At 66.0% G+C, this 17,078-nt stretch carries 16 protein-coding genes; 9 read left to right on the plus strand and 7 right to left on the minus strand.

What is annotated here, in order from left to right; translation table 11 throughout:
• Positions 1 to 114: 114 nt before the first annotated feature.
• A complete protein-coding gene (locus tag ASF30_RS10025) occupies positions 115 to 1,443 on the minus strand; it encodes a WGR domain-containing protein (protein ID WP_082467694.1) in 1,329 nt (442 codons plus the stop codon).
• Positions 1,444 to 1,551: 108 nt separating this feature from the next.
• On the opposite strand from ASF30_RS10025, the gene ASF30_RS10030 reads away from it, so the two are divergent.
• Genes ASF30_RS10030 through ASF30_RS10045 form a run of 4 tightly spaced genes read left to right on the plus strand, consistent with a single transcriptional unit; the run spans position 1,552 to position 3,900 of the window.
• On the plus strand, positions 1,552 to 2,013 hold the full coding sequence (locus ASF30_RS10030; RefSeq protein WP_055905532.1) for a hypothetical protein: 462 nt from the start codon (positions 1,552 to 1,554) through the stop codon (positions 2,011 to 2,013).
• Positions 2,014 to 2,023: 10 nt separating this feature from the next.
• Positions 2,024 to 2,503 (plus strand): hypothetical protein, encoded by a 480-nt coding sequence (locus tag ASF30_RS10035; RefSeq protein ID WP_157497168.1) that lies wholly within the window; start codon positions 2,024 to 2,026, stop codon positions 2,501 to 2,503.
• Between the two features lie 53 nt (positions 2,504 to 2,556).
• Positions 2,557 to 3,303: an amidase domain-containing protein gene (locus tag ASF30_RS23465; protein WP_055905538.1), complete on the plus strand. Its 747-nt coding sequence runs from the start codon at positions 2,557 to 2,559 to the stop codon at positions 3,301 to 3,303.
• 60 nt (positions 3,304 to 3,363) lie between these two features.
• Positions 3,364 to 3,900 carry a hypothetical protein gene (locus tag ASF30_RS10045; protein ID WP_157497170.1) on the plus strand — a complete coding sequence of 179 codons (537 nt, stop codon included), beginning with the start codon at positions 3,364 to 3,366 and terminating at the stop codon, positions 3,898 to 3,900.
• Positions 3,901 to 3,984: 84 nt separating this feature from the next.
• Here ASF30_RS10045 and ASF30_RS10050 read toward each other — a convergent pair whose 3' ends face one another.
• Positions 3,985 to 4,488, minus strand: a complete 504-nt coding sequence (locus ASF30_RS10050) for a GNAT family N-acetyltransferase (RefSeq protein ID WP_055905544.1) — start codon at positions 4,486 to 4,488, stop codon at positions 3,985 to 3,987.
• A gap of 134 nt (positions 4,489 to 4,622) precedes the next feature.
• Here ASF30_RS10050 and ASF30_RS23470 point away from each other — a divergent pair, with 134 nt between their 5' ends.
• Positions 4,623 to 7,052, plus strand: a complete 2,430-nt coding sequence (locus ASF30_RS23470) for a collagen-like protein (RefSeq protein ID WP_055905547.1) — start codon at positions 4,623 to 4,625, stop codon at positions 7,050 to 7,052.
• Between the two features lie 141 nt (positions 7,053 to 7,193).
• Here ASF30_RS23470 and ASF30_RS10060 read toward each other — a convergent pair whose 3' ends face one another.
• From ASF30_RS10060 to ASF30_RS10075, 5 genes are all read right to left on the minus strand, one after another.
• Positions 7,194 to 7,532, minus strand: a complete 339-nt coding sequence (locus tag ASF30_RS10060) for a hypothetical protein (protein WP_055905548.1) — start codon at positions 7,530 to 7,532, stop codon at positions 7,194 to 7,196.
• Between the two features lie 13 nt (positions 7,533 to 7,545).
• On the minus strand, positions 7,546 to 7,908 hold the full coding sequence (locus tag ASF30_RS10065; RefSeq protein WP_055905549.1) for a hypothetical protein: 363 nt from the start codon (positions 7,906 to 7,908) through the stop codon (positions 7,546 to 7,548).
• Positions 7,909 to 7,951: 43 nt separating this feature from the next.
• A complete protein-coding gene (locus ASF30_RS22665; RefSeq protein WP_157497172.1) occupies positions 7,952 to 8,095 on the minus strand; it encodes a hypothetical protein in 144 nt (47 codons plus the stop codon).
• An 88-nt stretch (positions 8,096 to 8,183) separates the two neighbouring features.
• Positions 8,184 to 8,381, minus strand: a complete 198-nt coding sequence (locus ASF30_RS10070; RefSeq protein ID WP_055905551.1) for a hypothetical protein — start codon at positions 8,379 to 8,381, stop codon at positions 8,184 to 8,186.
• Positions 8,378 to 8,734 (minus strand): hypothetical protein, encoded by a 357-nt coding sequence (locus ASF30_RS10075; protein ID WP_235480318.1) that lies wholly within the window; start codon positions 8,732 to 8,734, stop codon positions 8,378 to 8,380. The genes ASF30_RS10070 and ASF30_RS10075 overlap by 4 nt, the downstream gene beginning before the upstream one ends.
• A 284-nt stretch (positions 8,735 to 9,018) precedes the next feature.
• On the opposite strand from ASF30_RS10075, the gene ASF30_RS10080 reads away from it, so the two are divergent.
• From ASF30_RS10080 to ASF30_RS10095, 4 genes are read left to right on the plus strand one after another with little or no spacing between them, the layout of a single operon-like run.
• Complete coding sequence (locus ASF30_RS10080; RefSeq protein ID WP_055905558.1) at positions 9,019 to 10,560, plus strand: DUF2397 domain-containing protein; 1,542 nt, start codon at positions 9,019 to 9,021, stop codon at positions 10,558 to 10,560.
• On the plus strand, positions 10,557 to 11,726 hold the full coding sequence (locus ASF30_RS10085) for a TIGR02678 family protein (protein ID WP_055905561.1): 1,170 nt from the start codon (positions 10,557 to 10,559) through the stop codon (positions 11,724 to 11,726). Before ASF30_RS10080 ends, ASF30_RS10085 begins: the two co-directional genes overlap by 4 nt.
• On the plus strand, positions 11,723 to 15,808 hold the full coding sequence (locus tag ASF30_RS10090; protein WP_055905563.1) for a TIGR02680 family protein: 4,086 nt from the start codon (positions 11,723 to 11,725) through the stop codon (positions 15,806 to 15,808). The genes ASF30_RS10085 and ASF30_RS10090 overlap by 4 nt, the downstream gene beginning before the upstream one ends.
• Complete coding sequence (locus tag ASF30_RS10095) at positions 15,808 to 17,076, plus strand: TIGR02679 family protein (RefSeq protein WP_055905565.1); 1,269 nt, start codon at positions 15,808 to 15,810, stop codon at positions 17,074 to 17,076. The genes ASF30_RS10090 and ASF30_RS10095 overlap by 1 nt, the downstream gene beginning before the upstream one ends.
• Positions 17,077 to 17,078: the final 2 nt, after the last annotated feature.

Genomic DNA, 17,078 nt, shown 5'->3' on the forward strand with positions numbered 1-17,078 from the left:
GGTTCGCCGCCTTTCGCCCGGGTCGGCTGCTTCAGCATGTCGTCCATGGCGTCGAAGTAGTCGTCAGCGTCGATCGTGCATCTCCTCAGTCGGTCGGGATATTCTCTCGCGGTTCTAGGCGTCGAACTCGCAGAGGTAGCGGACGCGGACCTGGTTCGTATCGAAAACGATGGCTTCGTGGTTCCGCACTCCAGCGGTCCCCGGCTTCACGTTGATGGAGTTCCACGGCTTACCGAACTTGTTGACCGTGGAGTGGGCTTTCGGCCAGTCGGAGTAGTGAGAGGGACGGTACTCGGATCCCATCGCTACGTCGTTGAGGAGCATGAAGCAGTTGTTGTCTCGGCCGCCGGAGGTCCAGTAGCCATTCGAGTAGTTGAGGCTCTTCGTAGAGTCGAGCGAAAGATACAGACCGTCGCCGAACATGCGCCCGGCGATCTGGATACCTGAACCTGACCGCGGCGGGACGAACAGCCCCTTCTGGAGGATGGAGAGCAAGTTTGCGGCGCGGGTCCCGTGCCACATCTGCTGCTCGTTTCGGATCTCCGCAGCGATCCTCTTGTAGGTGGCGGCTCCGACCGGATCGACAAGCTCGAAGACATGCTTCAGGTTCAACTTGGCTGACGTGTGCATGCCGTTCTTCGTCTTCGCATACCGCTCTTCGATCCGCTTGAAGACGGCCCCGCCGTCGGCGACGGCGCGAACCTTGTACTTGAAGAGGTTGTCGTATTCGTTGCCGTCGACGTCGTCGATCGCTGCGGTGGTGGCAGCGGCGAGCTGGGTGTTGAAGAACTGGACGGAGTCGCGGAGGGAGTCGAGCAGCTCGTGCTGCTTCTGGAAGGTGTTGTCGCGGTTGAAGAATGTGGATGCCCATCCGGCGTTGCGGCCGATGTTCTGGGGGACGAGGGTGAGGTAGTCCTCCAGCAGCCGGGTGCTGGAGGTGTCTTTGACGCCGCCGGCCTGTTCGATCTGCGTGAGGAGGCCGCGGGCTTCGCTGATGGAGTAGTTGGTGATCAGGCCGAGCGGAGTCTTCACCTGGCCGCTGGTGTCGACGGTGATCTTTCCGCCGGAGAGGGTGGCGATGTCGTGGGCGTTCACACGACAAATACGCTCGATCAGGTCAGCGACTCGGGTGTCGGTGCGGGCCTTCCCCTTCGTCAGGGCAGTCTTCGCGATCGTGGTGATCTGCGTGTTCGCGGCCACTGACGTGGTCGCTGTGGGCGGGGCTGCGATCGCGACCTTCTTGTAGCCCTTCCGCTCCTTCGCGTAGACGGCGTTGTCGAAACCGAGCCGTCCGGTCTTCTCAATAGACATCTGACCGTCGGCGCCGACACGACCCCAACGCTTCGTCACGGTGATCCCATCCGAGGACAATTTCACCTCGTAGAACTTGTTGTTGTTCGCTTGGGAATCCACGTAAATCAGCATCGTTGTCGTCTCATTCATGTCACCTACATGTGCGGACTGGGACGTTTTCGGCCGGACAGAACCCCGAGAATCCGCTCATGTCAGTGGTGAAGAAGACCACCAACTGAGAGAGTTCGAGACCACCGCATGCCCATCCGCCACAAGCTCACGATCGCCGCTCCCGGCATCGGAAACACCTTCACCGTCGACTCGTTCAACAAGGCCATGGAAGACGTCGACATCTGGCTGAACTGGTCCACCGACCTCGACGCGTCCGCCTTCCTCACCATCAACGACGACGAGGTGACCGCGTACTGGGAATCCAACTACGGCGACTGGGCCGAAGCTGAGGTGTACGCCATCGAGCAAACCGACGCGAACGACGAACTCACCGTCACCCTCGACTCGTACGACACCGACAACGACGCCCGCGCCGACATCCGCGTCTACCGCGGCGGGCAGGAGACCATCGAGGACGGCAAGGTGACGGCCGTCGTCCCCGCGGTGTTCGGTCGACTGATGGCGGACCTGCGCGACGCTCTCGAGAGCGGTGGCGACGCAGATGTGGTCGCAGCATCCCGAGCACTTTCGGAAGCGTTCCCCCGGTAGGCTTCCGCACGTGTCAGAGTCGGAGCAAGGTTCGGACGCCTGGGGCATGGTCCTGGTCGCCGGTCTCGTCGTTTTCGTCATTGCGACAGCCGTGACCCTCTGGTACATCACACTGCCCGCCCTCGCGCTCGGCATCTACCTCCTGGTCCTCCGGGGAAGACGGAGAAAAGCCAAGCGGGACAAACGCGTCATCGAGCTGGCCAGCCGCATCGAACACTTCAAGACGCCGACGCCCGCCTACACAGCATTGGTGGAAGCTCTCTGGGCGATCGCCGACACCGATGAAGCGCCGACCTCCACGCTGCTGCAACGTCGCGTCGGATACTCGAAGGTTTCAGCTGACCAGGCATTGGACCTGTTCGAATGGGCGGGCATCATCAGCCCACGCGTCGACAACCGCCGTCGAACGGTGATCGTGGATCGCAGCGAGCTCTGGGACGCCGCCGTGCAGCTCCGGAGCACAGCCGCCCTCACCGACGCAGAGAACTAAGGCGCCGCAGGTTCTCCACATACCTCAGGGGAAACACCCCTTGAGGAGAACCTGTGACCCCCGCCACACGACGCCTCGGCATCACCATTGCCGGCGCAACCCTCGCCGGAGCGCTCGCTCTCGGCGCCGGAATCCTGACCGCCGACCAGCCGAACACAGTGCCGGCCGCCGCCCCAACCCCGTCAGCGCCGCATGCCGTCGCTAAGCCAGCGCGGCCCGTCCCCTCGTCAACCCAGGCCGCTGTCCCTGTCCAGCTGCCGCCGGCATCGGCCGCCCCTGAACCAGCCCCCGCTCCGGCACCTGCACCGGCGCCCGCCCCTGCCCCGGCAGAGACCGGCGTTGCCGCGCAACTGGCGTGGGTCGCCGATAACGCTTGGGTGAAGTCGTACACCTGGGGTCACCCGTACATCCCCAACGAGGACTGCGCCAACTTCACCTCCCACTCACTGGTGGTCCGCGGTCTGCCGGACAGTGTGTTGAACATCTCCTCCACCAGCCTCCGCAACTACCTGACAGGGAACGGGTATGCAGAAACCGCGGACTCCCCCGACGCCCGCCGCAACGTGAAGCTCGGCGACGTCATCCAGTTCGACTGGCAGCCCACCGATGAGAACCCCGGCGACCGCGACCACACCGGAGTCGTCACCGGCCTCACCACCAACCCGGACGGCACCGTGCAGGTGCTGTACACCGCCCACACCGACCCCGGCGACGACCCGAAGATGGACCACACCATCGAAGCGTCCCTCGCAGACGCCGGCCACGACATCAACGGACGGGTGTACTTCATCAGCATCTGAGATCTGGTCGCCACATGACTTCTCCCCGGTATGAACCACACCACCGAGAAAGGCTTCCCCTTGTCTGATTTCAAGCCCACCTTCGCCCCGTTCGCCTGGGAGCCGCGCCGCGTCATCATCTACGCCCTCGCCGCAGCGTTCGGTGTCACCGCCGCCTACGCCGGAGTGTCCGCCTACCAGGACGACGTCCGCAGCGCCGAGAACACCCTCGCCGGCAGCATCCACGAAGCCCACGACCGCGCTGACCTCCTCGCCCTGAAGGCTGAGACCGGCCGGGCCTACGTGGAGGAAGCGAACCGGTACGCAGCACAGAACACCGACAGCGTCGACAAGCGCACCGTCACCGCCCTGTACGACGCGATCGACGCTGCCGCCTTCCGGATCGACTTCGCCGACAAGGCTGCAGCCGCGACGGACATCGCAGCGGACAACGCCGCCGGCATCACCGGGAACCCCGCCGGGATCCGCGACGCAGCGAAGAACCTCGACAAGCTGATCTCGGACGACCCGAAAGTCACGGGCGCCATCGACGCTGTGAAGACCGCCGTGCAGGCAGTCAACCTCGCCAACATGGCGGGGGTCAGCGCTCACCGCTGACCAGCAACAACAGACGCCGGCCTTGGCATCACCTCATGGTGGTCATGGCCGGCGTTCTGTTTGTGGTGATGCCGTTCTAGTCGACTAGACGGAGCGGATGTAAACCCGCGCAGCACATCCGCATGGGTTCCCGTCCTCCGGGCAGGAGTACTGCTCGACAACCGAGTCGGCACGCCAGAACCCGGGGATGGTGACGACCGGCCGGAGACCGTTCGCGGTGTTCGCTGACCCTGCCGGTGCGCGTCCGCCGCGCACCCAAGCGCACGCTGCCACCTGCACGCCCGGGTGAGCTTCGACGACAGCGCCGACGAGCGCGGTTCCGACCCCTTCACCGCGTGCCGAGGGGATGACGACAAGCGATTTGACGAACACAGCATCATCGCTGACGAGTTTCGACACAGATCCCCACTGGGCAGGCGGCACAGCTTCGGGCAGCGCAGCGCTGGTGACCGCGCCGACCATCACCCAGCCGTCGAACGCAGCGAACCCCTCCAGACGTTCAGGGGCGTGGCTGCTGAGCTCGGACTGGAACAGGGTCTCGACGGCGGCTCGGTCATCTTCGACAAGCGCTCTGAACGTGATTGGCATACCGGGTAGGCATGTGGCGGCACCTCGAATGCGACCCGATCGGGGATTCCTGTGCGGTCCGCACATGAAAGTAAGGAAGCAAGCCGCGACTGCGCGGACCCCCACCCCTCCCCCACTGAACGGACAGCACAGCTATGCAACGCCGTACCAAGATCACCCTTGCGTCCATCTCGGCCGCGATCATCATCGCCGGAGTCTCCTACGGCATCGTCGCGAACGCCGTCACCTTCGACGAGCTGACCGGCGGAACCGCCTCCCCCACCCACACCGCATCAGCCCCGGCCGACACGTCAAGCTCCCCGCGCGACGCCGCAGCCATCGTCGCAGGACCCGCCGGCAAGCAGGGCGAGCCCGGAATCGACGGTGTCGACGGTTCCGACGGGCGGAGCATCACCGGGCCTGCCGGGAAGGACGGCGCCGCAGGCGCTACCGGCACCAAGGGCAGCGCTGGCAAGGCGGGAACAAACGGCCTCGACGGCGCTGACGGTGCGGAAGGCGTGACTGGAGACACGGGCGAGACGGGAGCGCAGGGCGCGACCGGAACCAACGGAGTCGACGGCCAGACCGGTGCCACCGGCGCCACCGGTGCCACGGGTGCCGCAGGAGCCGCGGGCAAGGACGGCGCGACTGGGGCTGCTGGTGCAGATGGCGCCACGGGTGCCGCAGGCCGCGATGGTGTTGATGGCGCTACCGGTGCCACCGGCGCAGCAGGCAAGGACGGCGCCGCGGGTGCTTCTGGTTCTGCAGGCCGCGATGGCAGCGACGGCAAGACCGGCGCTACCGGCGCAGCGGGCAGGGACGGCGCCGATGGCGGCCGAGGATTCCAGGGCATCCAAGGACTCATCGGGTTCACCGGTGAGCGCGGCGTGCAGGGCATCCCCGGACTCAACGGAGCGGCAGGCGAGAAGGGCGACACCGGAGCGGCCGGCAACGACGGACGCGATGGCATCAACGGCGTCAACGGTCGCGACGGAACGAACGGAGTCGACGGAGCCACGGGAGACCGAGGCAACGACGGAACAGACGGCCTCAACGGTATCGACGGCACGAATGGCGTCGACGGCGCACAGGGGCTGACCGGCCTCACCGGAGCAGCGGGCACCGACGGAACGGACGGCGCAGCCGGTCGCGACGGCGTGAACGGCATCGACGGAACGAACGGCACGAACGGCACGAACGGTGCCGACGGTACCAACGGGCTCGACGGAACGAACGGCACAGACGGCGCTACCGGCGCCACCGGCGCCACGGGCGAGCGCGGGTTCCAGGGCCTCATCGGCCTCACCGGAGCTCAGGGGATCCCTGGCCTTCCTGGCATCGACGGGAAGGACGGCAAGTCCGGCGCCAAGGGCGACGCTGGCGCAGCCGGCATCGACGGCCGCGACGGAGCCGCAGGAGCCGCAGGACGCGACGGTGTCGACGGCACCGATGGCGCGGCGGGAGCAAAGGGCGACCGCGGCCTGACGGGACTCGACGGCACGAACGGAATCGACGGAGCCGCAGGCGTCAACGGGCGCGACGGCGCTCGAGGCATCCGCGGCCTGCAGGGCATCCAGGGTCTGACCGGCCACACCGGAGCAGCCGGCAACGACGGCATCAACGGGATTGATGGCGCGACCGGCGCTGCGGGCCGCGACGGCGTCGACGGGATTGATGGCGCGACCGGCGCTGCGGGCCGCGACGGCGTCGACGGTGCTGCTGGCGCGACGGGTGCTGCTGGCCGCGACGGCGTCGACGGCGCAACCGGTGCAACCGGTGCAACCGGTGAGCGCGGCTTCCAGGGCATCCAGGGCCTCATCGGCTTCACCGGCGCGAAGGGTGAGCAGGGCATCCCCGGCCTCCCCGGATTCAACGGCAAGGACGGCATCTCGATCACCGGCGCGAAGGGCGACAAGGGAGACCCCGGAACCGCCGGCACCGCCGGACGTGACGGAGCGAACGGGGCCAACGGCCAGACCGGAGCAACCGGCCCCGCCGGACAGCCCGGCACCGCCGGACGCGACGGCCAGAACGGCGCCAACGGATTCACCGGCATGAAGGGCGACAAGGGAGAGAAGGGTGACACCGGCGCGACCGGAGCCGCCGGCAAGGACGGCTCCGCCGTCTGGAAGGGCGACAAGGGCGACCGCGGCGAGAACGGACAGCCCGGCCAGAACGGACAGAACGGACAGGCCGGACAGAACGGCCAGCGAGGCGACAAGGGCGACACCGGAGCCCAGGGCCAGCAGGGCCCCGCCGGACAGCCCGGACCCGCGGGACAGCCGGGCCAGAACGGCCGCGACGCGGTCCTCGCCATCCAGGTCGTGAAGAACACCATCACCGTCACCGGTGGAGTGTCCACCCAGACTGCGCTGTGCCCATCAGGCTTCTATGCAATCTCCGGCGGAGCGAAGATCTCCTCCGACGCACGCGACGTCGTGTTCCTCACCGGGAACGACGCCACCGACGTGCAGGGCGACAACATCGCCCGCCCCCGCGGCTGGGAGGCATCCGCCGTCCAGTTCAACGGTGCAGCACGCACGTACACGCTGACTGTCACCGCCAGGTGCACCAACTCCAACTAGCGCGGACACGCGAGAACGCCGTCCCGGTTGCATCCACTCGGTGCAGGCCGGGGCGGCGTTCTTCATTCCAGTCGAACCCCTAGACGCAGAAATGCCCCGCCTGTGCCGGAGCACGTGCGGGGCATCTCAAAGGGCGGGACGTCAGGCGGCCGACAGGAGGGCCGTAGCGTCAGGAGTCGGCAGCTCAGCGACGGCTTCGTCGATCGCAGGCTGCAGTACCGACCAGGCGATGTGCTTCTCGTTCGCCAGGTGGGTGCGGATCGCACCTTCGAGCACACCGTCTCGCCTGACGAACTGGGTGAAAGTGTTCACAGTGGTGCGCCACTGCTCGGTGTCGAAGTCGTATGTGAACCAGATCTTGAACCCGACGACCTGCACGAGACGGTTGGCCGTAAGGTACCTCGGGCCGTCATCCAGCTCGACGAGGTGGACGACCTGAAGCTCGCGCTTGACGGTCGTGTTGGTGGCGGTGATGCGCATTGCGGTTCTCCTTCTACTCGGCGCCGGCTGCGAGGCGCAGCGCGCGGACGCGGGTGATGACCTTCTCGGCGTGGCTGAGCAGGCTGATCTGCTGTGGTGAGAGCTCGTGGCCGGGGGTCGGTTCGTCGTTCTCGTCGTCCCACGCTCCGATGGAGTCGAGGATGTCGGCGATGGTCCCGGTGTCGTACTGGGTGTCGCCGCGGAGGATCTCTCCGAGGTCGGACACCCACCAGCCGGAGAACCCGTCGACCTGCCGGAATCGGTCCAGGATCGGGTTGTGCGGGTGGGCGGTGGCGTCGCTGCCACCGATGCTTTCAGGGTCGACGGATCCGAAGATGGCGAGGCGGGTGGTGTGAAGTGATGCGGTGAGCGTCATGGGAGGTCTCCTTTGTCGCCTCCTACATGTGCGGATCTGTCGCCTACTGGTCGCGGGTGTGACGGAGCCGACGCATGGGCCTGGGTCGACGATTCGATTTCCGTCCGAGCTTGCCCCCGATGAGGTCCACGAAGAACCAGGAGAACACCTCGATGAGCACTCCTACGATCGACAGCACGAACTCCAACGGATGCTCCTCTGTGGTGATGCGGGCTCGGGGTCCGAACGTCTGTCATCGCTGGCGTCGGGACGAACGCCTGGTCGTCGTTCACCGTTCAGGCATGTGGCAGTGCAGCCTCGTACGCGTCGATGAACACGTCCACCCAGTCGGCGTACGTGTCCTCACCGGTCTCCTCGTCGGACTCCAGGCTCTTATGGATGTCGTAGTCGAGCTCGGCGATGGTGCGACGGAGCGCCTTCTCGGCGCGAGCACGATCGATCGGCGCAGGGCCGGCTGGTGCTATCTGGCTCACAGCCCGATGCGGAGGTCGCTGCGGATCCCGGCGAGCACATCGGAAGGCAGGTGCTGCTCCGGGAACCGGATGGAACGGCCGACCGGCTGGGAGTGAGCTTCCGCCCACTCTCCGACACGGGCGTGAAGCTCCTGTCGGGTGAGGTCGTGGTTCACGTCAGCGTCGGCGTGGGCGAGAACCCACTCGTCGACACTCTCGTGAAGGGCGTGACGGCCGGAGGCGGGCTCAGGAGCGGCGGCAGCGTCGAGCGCGTCTGCGGCGAACCGCATCAGCTGATCGACAGTCAGGTTGCGAGGCAACTTCGCCAGCTCAGGCTCACGGAGCCAGGAGATCAGATCAGTCGTGGCGGACACAGGAACGGTAGGGCGAACAGCTGTGGATGAGGTCATGCTACTTTCATGTGCGGCATTCAGACGAAGCGTCTAGCGGGCTGCAAATCGCGCTTGGTTAGGGCGTTTCTTTGTGTCAATTTCCGGGACGAGAAACCCCGATAAGACGATGTTTCGTCATGCATCGAAGTTGCGTCATTTGACGTTTAAGTTGCGTATGCTAACCACGGTTCGGTAGATTCTGTATTACAGATAGGATTTCACGCACGAATTGTGCAATGTCGTCTGTTGGGTGTACGTTCCTGCCCATGGCCCGAAACGACCCCGCCGATGGACCCACCGCACCCCCGCGTGCTGAGCTGTCCACCGACGCCCGGCAAGCCCGCCGGCAGCTGTTCGCGTACCTGACGGCGGAGCACGCCGACGTGTACGGCGCCATCATGCGGGCCCTCGGCGGCGACGTCCTCGCCCGCGAGATGTCTGCAACAGAGATCACCGATGCGCTGCGGGCTGACTACGACGTCGACGAGGCATTCGTTGACGTGCGACTGGTTCAGCTGGTCGAATGGGGAAACGTCATCCCCGGCGTTCGGAACCCTCGCGTGTCCACCATCTCGGAGATCCTCCGGTCCCGAGGCCGGTACCAGGTCTCCAAGCTCGGGGCGAGAGTCGCCCGCGACTCCGACGAGATCCTCGCCGCCGCAGACGGGGCCCGCGAAGTGGCCCGCGAACTCCTCGGTGTCATCTCGGACCAGCTCGCAGCCCTCCTCGAATCCTTCCGCGACGGCCGCGACCCAGACACCGGAGAGATTGCCGCAGCGGTCACCTCGGTGTTCAACAACCACCGGGTCTTCCACAGCTCCCTACGCGACTTCTACGGGTATCTCAACACCGTCATCACCCGGTTCGACCTCGTCGGCGACGACTACATGGACCTGAAGACGATCCTCATGGGGTACGTCGACCTGATCGGTGCGGACGTCCGACGGAACTGGCCGGCCATCCACCGCACCCTCGCCGAGCTCGAACCGCACTTCGACCTCATCATCGACAAGCTCAACGCCTGGCAGACCCTCACCGACGAGAACATCGAACGGGCCGCTGGCCGCAGCCGGGTCGAGTGGGAGGAACTCAGCCGCTGGTACAACGGCGAGGAAGAGACGTCCGGCCCGGCCTCACTCCGGAACGCCACCGACCAGGCTCTGAACCAGTTGATCGTGAACGCCAGACGGATCATCTCCAACGCTGGATCTGGTGTGTCCCGCCGCGGCGACCTCCTCCGTCTCGCCGTGCAGTTCGACAGCGCCGAACCGGAAGATGCGCACACCCTGTTCGCGGACTCGTTCGGCTTGTACAGCTGGAGGCACCTGCTGTACGGAGAGACCCAGACGGTCCAGCCGATCGCCTCCACCTCCTGGCTGAACGCTCCTCCGGTCGACATCGCCGTCAGCCTCCGAGAACGCGGAGATCGGAGCGCGCGCGGCCGGACCAGCCCCATCCCCGACACCGACATGTATGACCAGCTCACCATGAAGGAGGCTGAGGAGAAGGAAAGCCGACGGCGCATGGCCGCGGCCGAGCTGATCGCCGCTGGAACCCTCGACAACGTGAAGCTGTCAGCGGCCGCAGAAGCGATGTTCCTACACGCTCTCACCCAGATGGCGATCGGGACCGCAGGTGAGGAAACATTCGACTTCCTCGAAACCGGGATCAGCGTCCACCGCGGAGCAGTCGACGGAGTGACGACCATCCTTCTCGACGGAGGGTCCCTCACCATCGAAGGGTTCCTGTTCACCGTCACGGCATACAGGATGGGCGCCGCACTGACGGAACAGGCGGTGAACGCATGATCGAGGAAGCAATCGAACCGGACCTCGTCGCCGCGGCGAGGTCCTTGGAAAGCACCCAGTTTCTGGACAGCGCCACCGACAAGGACATGTTCGCGTTGGTGCGCCGGCACGGGGTCGAGCTGAAGTCCAGGTTCTCGCACAACCTCGGCTACCGCCTCATCATCGAGCCTGGGTTCGCGCGTCTGCTGAAAGCCGAGCAGCCTGATGGCACTCCGGCGAGGACGCCGCTGCGGACAGGTAAGGGCGTCCCGGTGACCAGCGCCCGCGTGTACCGCGACATCAGCCTCATCGCAGCCTCCCTCCAGGCACCCGGAGTCGGGGAGCAGATCCTCATCTCCCAGCTGCTCACCCAGATCCGCGCCGACGCTGCCGAAGCGGGCATCGTGCTCACCGAGACGATCACCGACCGCCGCGACTTCGTCACCGCCATCACCATCCTCATCAGCTGGGGGCTCATCACGGAGACGGACGGTTCAGTCGCCGACTGGTCCGCCGCCCAGCACGAAGTGCTCCTGACCGTGGACCGCAACCGGTTCCCCTATCTGCTCGCCAATCTGTCCAAGGACCACGGCGGCCGCCGGGTCAGCGCCCTCCAGTCGCTCACCAGGAAACTGACCGAGAACCCGGTCGTTGTCCGAGCAGACCTCCCCGAGGATGAGCAGGTCACCCTCCGCCAAGACCGCGCCAAGCTGGAGGCGGCGCTGGCGATGTTCGGTCTGAACCTGGAGCTCCGACGCGAAGGCGCGCTCGCCTGGGATGACAAAGGCGACATCACCGACGACCCGTTCCCCGGCGAAGGTGCGCTTCGCCAAGCAGCACTGCTGTTCATCAACAGGGCCACCGCAGACAGGCAAGCGTCCGAAGACGGGTGGGTGACGCTGACCGCCGGCGCAGCCACCTCCGTCGTGCAGAGCCTGCTCGACGAGAACAAGGGTTTGTGGCGGAAGGAGTTCGAGCCGGACGCACCCGACGCCGCAAGCCGCGTCCTGCGTGACGTTCTGACCTACCTGACCGGCTTCGGGCTGATCAAGGAAGGTGACGGCTACATCACGATTCACCCGGCCACCGCACGGTACAAGCCCACGATCAAACGCGAGCCGACCAGCACACCTCCGAGCCCGGAACCCGAGCAGACAGCACTCTTCGACGACCTAGGAGAACAATGAGCATCGCCACCGTCACCAGGATCGCACCCGCCACGACAACCGAGTTCGACGATCGGGCCAGATGGTGCCGCGCCGGCATCGTCAACGTGCACCGCTACGCGAACATCACCTTCCACTTCTCCAACGGCCGCCTCTGCCTGCTCGGAACCAACGGCTCCGGGAAGTCCCGCGGCATGGACATGCTGTTCCCGTTCGTCATCTCCGGCGATCGCCGCCGCATGGGGTCGGGAACCAGTGGCCTCGTGTCTGTGGAATCCCTCATGAAGAAGATGATCGGGTCCGTCACCAACCGGGTCGGGTACGTGTGGGCTGAATGCATGCTGCCGGACGGCAGCTACCTCACCGTCGGTGCGTACCTGAAGTACTCCACTGCCACCCGAACCTCGAAGGTGGAGTACTTCATCACCGACCTGCGAGTCGGCATCGACCTCATCCTGGTCGACGACGAGAAGATGCCGTTGCCGAAGGACCAGCTGACCGAGCAGATCGGCTCCCACCGGGTCACCAGCTCCGCCAGCACCCACCGGGAACGGGTCGCACGTGAGCTCTACGGCATCACCGACGACCGCGGCATGGAGCGGTTCCGCGCCTACCTCGACCTGATGTACAAGCTCCGCGCCCCCGACATCGGAGTCCGCATCAACGGCGGTGAGCTCACCCAGCTCCTCTCCGAAACCCTCCCTCCCCTCTCCGACGAAGTCCTCGCCCAGGCTGGCGGTCATCTCGACGGACTCCAGGATATCCGGGCCGAACAGTCACGACTGGAGCGGCAGACGGAACAGGTTGATGCTGCCCTGAAGGTGTACGCCGGGTATGCCGTCGGGGTACTCAGCAACGCCGCGAAAGATGCCGAAGCCGCTGCCGTTGAGGACCGCGGTGCCCGCATCCGGCAGGCTGACGCCCAGGCGTCCCTGGACGAGGCCCGGGACGAACTGGCGAAGGCGCAGAGCGAAGAGTCCACCGCTAGGCAGGCAGCTGCGACCGCCCAGTCTCGGCTGACGGCCATCGTGAGCTCCTCGGCTTACAAGGACCATCTCGCCCTCAACGAGAAGTCAGCCACCGTGGCTGCGATCGCGATGACCGCGAACACCAGCCTGGGCTCCTGGGCCACCGCCCGGGCGGCCGCTGACCGCTACACGGGGACGGTGACCGAGGCGGCCGAAAGCGTCGAGCTTCGCGGCCGTAAGGCCTCCGCCGCCGTCTCCAGTCTCAGGGCAGCCGCGGCCGGCGCGGGCATCGCCACCGACGTACCCGATGTGCAGGTGGTGTTGACCTCGTCATCCGGGAAGGTCAGGACTGTGCGTCTGACGGTCACAGAATCGGAGGTGGATGAAGCTGCGCCCGACATGACGGTCGTGACGGTCGACGATGTAACCGCAGCCTCCACCAAGGCCACCAACCTCCGGGAAGCCGCCGCCACGAAACGGGATGCGGCTGCCGCAAGGCATGCGGCAGCGGAGCTGCTGCACGAAGACGGCCGTCAGATCGAGGCACTGGAAGCGGAAGCCTCCGCCGCCGCGTCAAGAGCGGAGGCCGCCCGCGCACAGGTCGAGCAGATGACAGCTGAAGCTGCATCCGCCAGGGCAGAGCTCGCCAGCCGTTGGGTGGCATGGTCCGCTGATGAATGGGTTCGCCAGGCGTTCACCGGGTACGCATGGGCCGACTCGCCGATCGGCGGGTTCCTCGAGGATCACCTCGACCCGTTCCCCGACCCGGCCCAGCTCGACCGGCTCGCTGACACCGTTGCCGGCGGCGCGAGGGACCGGCTGTCTGAGAGGGCATCCGCTCTGACGACATCCGCCGCTCAACTTCGCACCCAGGAGTCCGAGCTCCGCGCGGAGATGCAGGCGCTCACCGACCGGACCGTGGACATCGCACCGACAGCTCCGTCGTGGGCGGGCAAGACCACAGGCCTTCAGCTCTGGCGATCGGTCGACTTCCGCCCGGACGTAGATGATGCTGTGCGTGCGGCTGTTGAATCCGCTCTCGAAGCCTCCGGCTTGCTCACCGCCGTCATCACCGACTCCGGGGCCGTCATTCACGACGGTGAGCTGGTGGTCTCCGCAGACGGCCCGGTTGCGACTTCGTCTCTGAGTCAGGTGCTGGCGTCGGAGCCCGACACCGACGTGACGGCGGTCCTGGACAGGATCGGGTTCAACAGCCTCGAACACCCTACGAACATCAGCAGCGACGGGTCATTCCGCGTCGGGCAGCTCCACGGCAAGCAGGCCGTGTCGTCCCAAGCCCGGTTCATCGGCGCGACCTCTCGTGAGCGAACCCGGAAGGCTCGCTTGGAAGAGCTGCAGGAACAGGTCGCCGGCATCCTCGGCCAGCTGACCCTGCACGATGAGATGCAGGCCCAGGTCAAGCAGGAGCGCGAACAGATCTCCAAGCTGGTGTCCGAAGCACCTACCGCCGACGACGTCCGGAACGCCGACGCCAGAGTGGGAGCGTCCAACACGGAGGAACGCCGTCGCAGGAAAGAGCTCGACGATGCCGAGGAGGCTGCCCTGAAGGCCCGCTCCGGCTGGGACACCCGGATGCAGGCTCATCGGAACCTCTGTAGCGTCGCCGGCCTCCCGTGGAGCCGGACCGAGCTCGCCACCGTGCAGAGCGCCGCCGAGGCGACCCGTGCGGCCGCCGAAAACCTCGTCCAGGTCCTCGCGGAACTGACCATCGACGTCCGCCGGTTCGAGGAAACGATGGCCCGTCGAACCCGCAGTGAAGAGGAAGCTGCAGATGCGGGAGCGACTGCGTTGCAGGCGTGGAGGGAATGGTCGGCCGCGAACACCGAACTGGTCCAGCTTCGAAGGTCCGTCGGAGCGGAATCGGCTGCTGTTCTCGCAGACCAGGAATCTGCCACTGCCGACCTGAACGCAGCCACGAAGCTGATGAACCAGTGGGGGTCAGCTGTCCCCAGATTGTCCAAGGTCGAAGGGACGTGTGAGTCGAACCTCGCCACAGCCTCATCGGAGGCGACCACGGCCGCCGCTCGTGCGGCTGAAGCGCTCGGAGGGTTGCGTTACATCTGCCAGCGCCCCGGCATCCTCGCCGCAGCTACCGGCCAGGACCTCATCGCCCAGGCGAACGTCGCCACATCGCAATGGGTGAGGTCTGCGATCGGGAACCGGTCACGGGCTCGTATCGACAGCGTCTTCGTCGCCCTCGACGCGCTCATCACAGATCTGTCCTCGGACTTCGAGGTGGTCCGCCACACAGACGATCTCGCCGGCGTTCTCATCGTCGAGCTCGCTGACGCGGAAGGACAGCACTCCCTCGCCGATGCTGCTGCCACTCTCCGCGACCGAACCGTCACCGGGAAGGTCACCCTGGCACGCGAGGAGAATGAACGCTTCCAGCGGTACATCATGGACAGCGTCGGTGAGGAGCTGCGCCAGTCGATGCTTCTCGCTGAGGAGACCATCGCAGCCACGTCGAAGCGGGTGTCGCAGTACCGCACCAGCAACAACATCGGGGTGCGGCTTCGGATGACGGCGAACGACACCCTCGGGACGGAACTGGTCCGCATCCGTGAGCTGGTGAGAATCGCCGGCCCTGTCCGAACCGAGCAGCAGACCGCTGAGCTCTCTACGCTGCTCCGCGGCGTTGTCGACCAGGAGCACTCCGCGAACCCGGGCGCCGGCTATGAGGCAGCGCTGGCGAAAGGGTTCGACTACCGGAACTGGTTCACCGTCGAAGCTGTGATCCTCGGACCGGAGATCGGTCAGGAGCGTGGCATCCGTGGCGCGCAGCTTTCCTCCGGTGAACTCCGGTACATCTCCTACCTGACGTTGACCTGCGCGATCGATGCGCAGATGTCCGCGCTGCCGTCTGCCGCCCCGCGCCTGTTGCTGATGGATGACGCGTTCGCGATGGTGGATGTCACCGGACGTCGGAACCTCGTCCAGGTGATCGTGGAACGTGACATCGACTTCGTCATGACCGGTCACGACCTCTGGCTCACTTACCCGGAAGTGCCGGGGATCGACCTGTACGAAATCCACACCCACGGCGAGGATGCGCCGGCTACAGCCATCCACTACCACTGGGACGGCAGCAACCGGAAGATCCAGTTCAGCTGATGCCGGTCTCGGAAGGAACGCTGGAGTACCTCCGCGATCCGGCACTCGCTGCCCTGTGGGATTCGGTCTCCGCACGGCTTGAGCGGAACGACTTGGAGGCGACCGGCGCTGTCCGGGTGCCGTTCAGCCCTGTCGGTGCAGCCCAGTTGTCCGGGCTCCTGGGCCGCACTGTCGTATCCGGCACCGTCACGGTGAAACTCGCGGAACTGGACGAGAGGCTCCGTGGGCTGGAGGGAAGCGGCGGCCTCCTGGCCGTCACCGAGCAGGTGCGCGGTGTGAAGCTGACGGACAAGCGAAAGGTACGAGCCGACCGTTCGCAGGCGGCGTTCGAGCTGTACCGGCAGTGGGATGATGCCATCGCCGAGGCCGGGCTGACACCTGCTGCAGCTCAGTCACTTGGTGCGTCGGTGCGATCCTCAGGCATCCTCACTCGCGCCGGCGGGACGGCAAGCTCCGGGATCGCACGGTTCGCAAGCGGCTGGGCTGAACTCGTGAAGGTGGGGGCGTTCGACGCCATCGGTGAACCCAGGCTGCTTCTTGGGGAGCTGGCATCGAAGACCACCGGAACCGCGCACGGTTTCGATGAAGGCACCGTCGCTTCGAAGTTGATGATGCGAGCGCTGGCGGCGCGGTTCGACGAACCCGTGCCGGAAACCGGAGAAGACCGAAGGCGCCTCTGGATGATCGCCGGTGTGTCCACCGACTCGGTTTCGGGGACCGCGTTGATGTGGGGTTTTCGCCCACCCGGCGACGACCCTTGGTCCGCCATGATGCGATCCCGGGCTGACCTTGAAGTTGTGACTCACCTGACCCTGCAGGAGCTGCGGGTGGCGGCAGGGGTGCTTCTCGCCCCGCCAGGCTCGACAGTGTTCGCGTGCGAGAACCCGCAGGTCCTCCAAGCCGCCGCGAAAGCCGGCGCATCGTCAGCCGTCCTCTGCCTGTCCGGTCAAGGGTCGGCTGCGGCTTGGCTTGTGCTGCGTCGACTCATCGCAGACGGCGTCACCGTCGCTTACCATGGCGACTTCGACTGGCCTGGCGTCGCGATCGCCGGGAGGGCGTATCTGGCTGGGGCGACCCCGTGGAGGATGTCGGCTGCCGACTACGTCGCGGCGGTCGTGGAGAGCGCAGAGCAGGAACCGTTGGAAGGCCGCCAGACAGCCACTCCATGGGAGACGGGCCTGGCTGGAGCGATGCGCACACACAACACTGCCATCCACGAGGAAGCGGTCATAGACAGTCTGCTCCGGGACGTCGGCGTCCCCGTCTGATC

It is taken from the genome of Leifsonia sp. Leaf264 (assembly GCF_001422325.1).
GTDB lineage: Bacteria > Actinomycetota > Actinomycetes > Actinomycetales > Microbacteriaceae > Orlajensenia.

What these genes read in the sequence shown, in the direction of transcription:
- ASF30_RS10050 (WP_055905544.1), bottom strand. Translation starts at nt 4,488, where the DNA reads ATGCCAATCACGTTCAGAGCGCTTGTCGAAGATGACCGAGCCGCCGTC.
- ASF30_RS10065 (WP_055905549.1), bottom strand. Translation starts at nt 7,908, where the DNA reads ATGACGCTCACCGCATCACTTCACACCACCCGCCTCGCCATCTTCGGA.
- ASF30_RS10090 (WP_055905563.1), top strand. Translation starts at nt 11,723, where the DNA reads ATGAGCATCGCCACCGTCACCAGGATCGCACCCGCCACGACAACCGAG.
- ASF30_RS10085 (WP_055905561.1), top strand. Translation starts at nt 10,557, where the DNA reads ATGATCGAGGAAGCAATCGAACCGGACCTCGTCGCCGCGGCGAGGTCC.
- ASF30_RS10095 (WP_055905565.1), top strand. Translation starts at nt 15,808, where the DNA reads ATGCCGGTCTCGGAAGGAACGCTGGAGTACCTCCGCGATCCGGCACTC.
- ASF30_RS23470 (WP_055905547.1), top strand. Translation starts at nt 4,623, where the DNA reads ATGCAACGCCGTACCAAGATCACCCTTGCGTCCATCTCGGCCGCGATC.
- ASF30_RS10030 (WP_055905532.1), top strand. Translation starts at nt 1,552, where the DNA reads ATGCCCATCCGCCACAAGCTCACGATCGCCGCTCCCGGCATCGGAAAC.
- ASF30_RS10080 (WP_055905558.1), top strand. Translation starts at nt 9,019, where the DNA reads ATGGCCCGAAACGACCCCGCCGATGGACCCACCGCACCCCCGCGTGCT.
- ASF30_RS10060 (WP_055905548.1), bottom strand. Translation starts at nt 7,532, where the DNA reads ATGCGCATCACCGCCACCAACACGACCGTCAAGCGCGAGCTTCAGGTC.
- ASF30_RS10025 (WP_082467694.1), bottom strand. Translation starts at nt 1,443, where the DNA reads ATGAATGAGACGACAACGATGCTGATTTACGTGGATTCCCAAGCGAAC.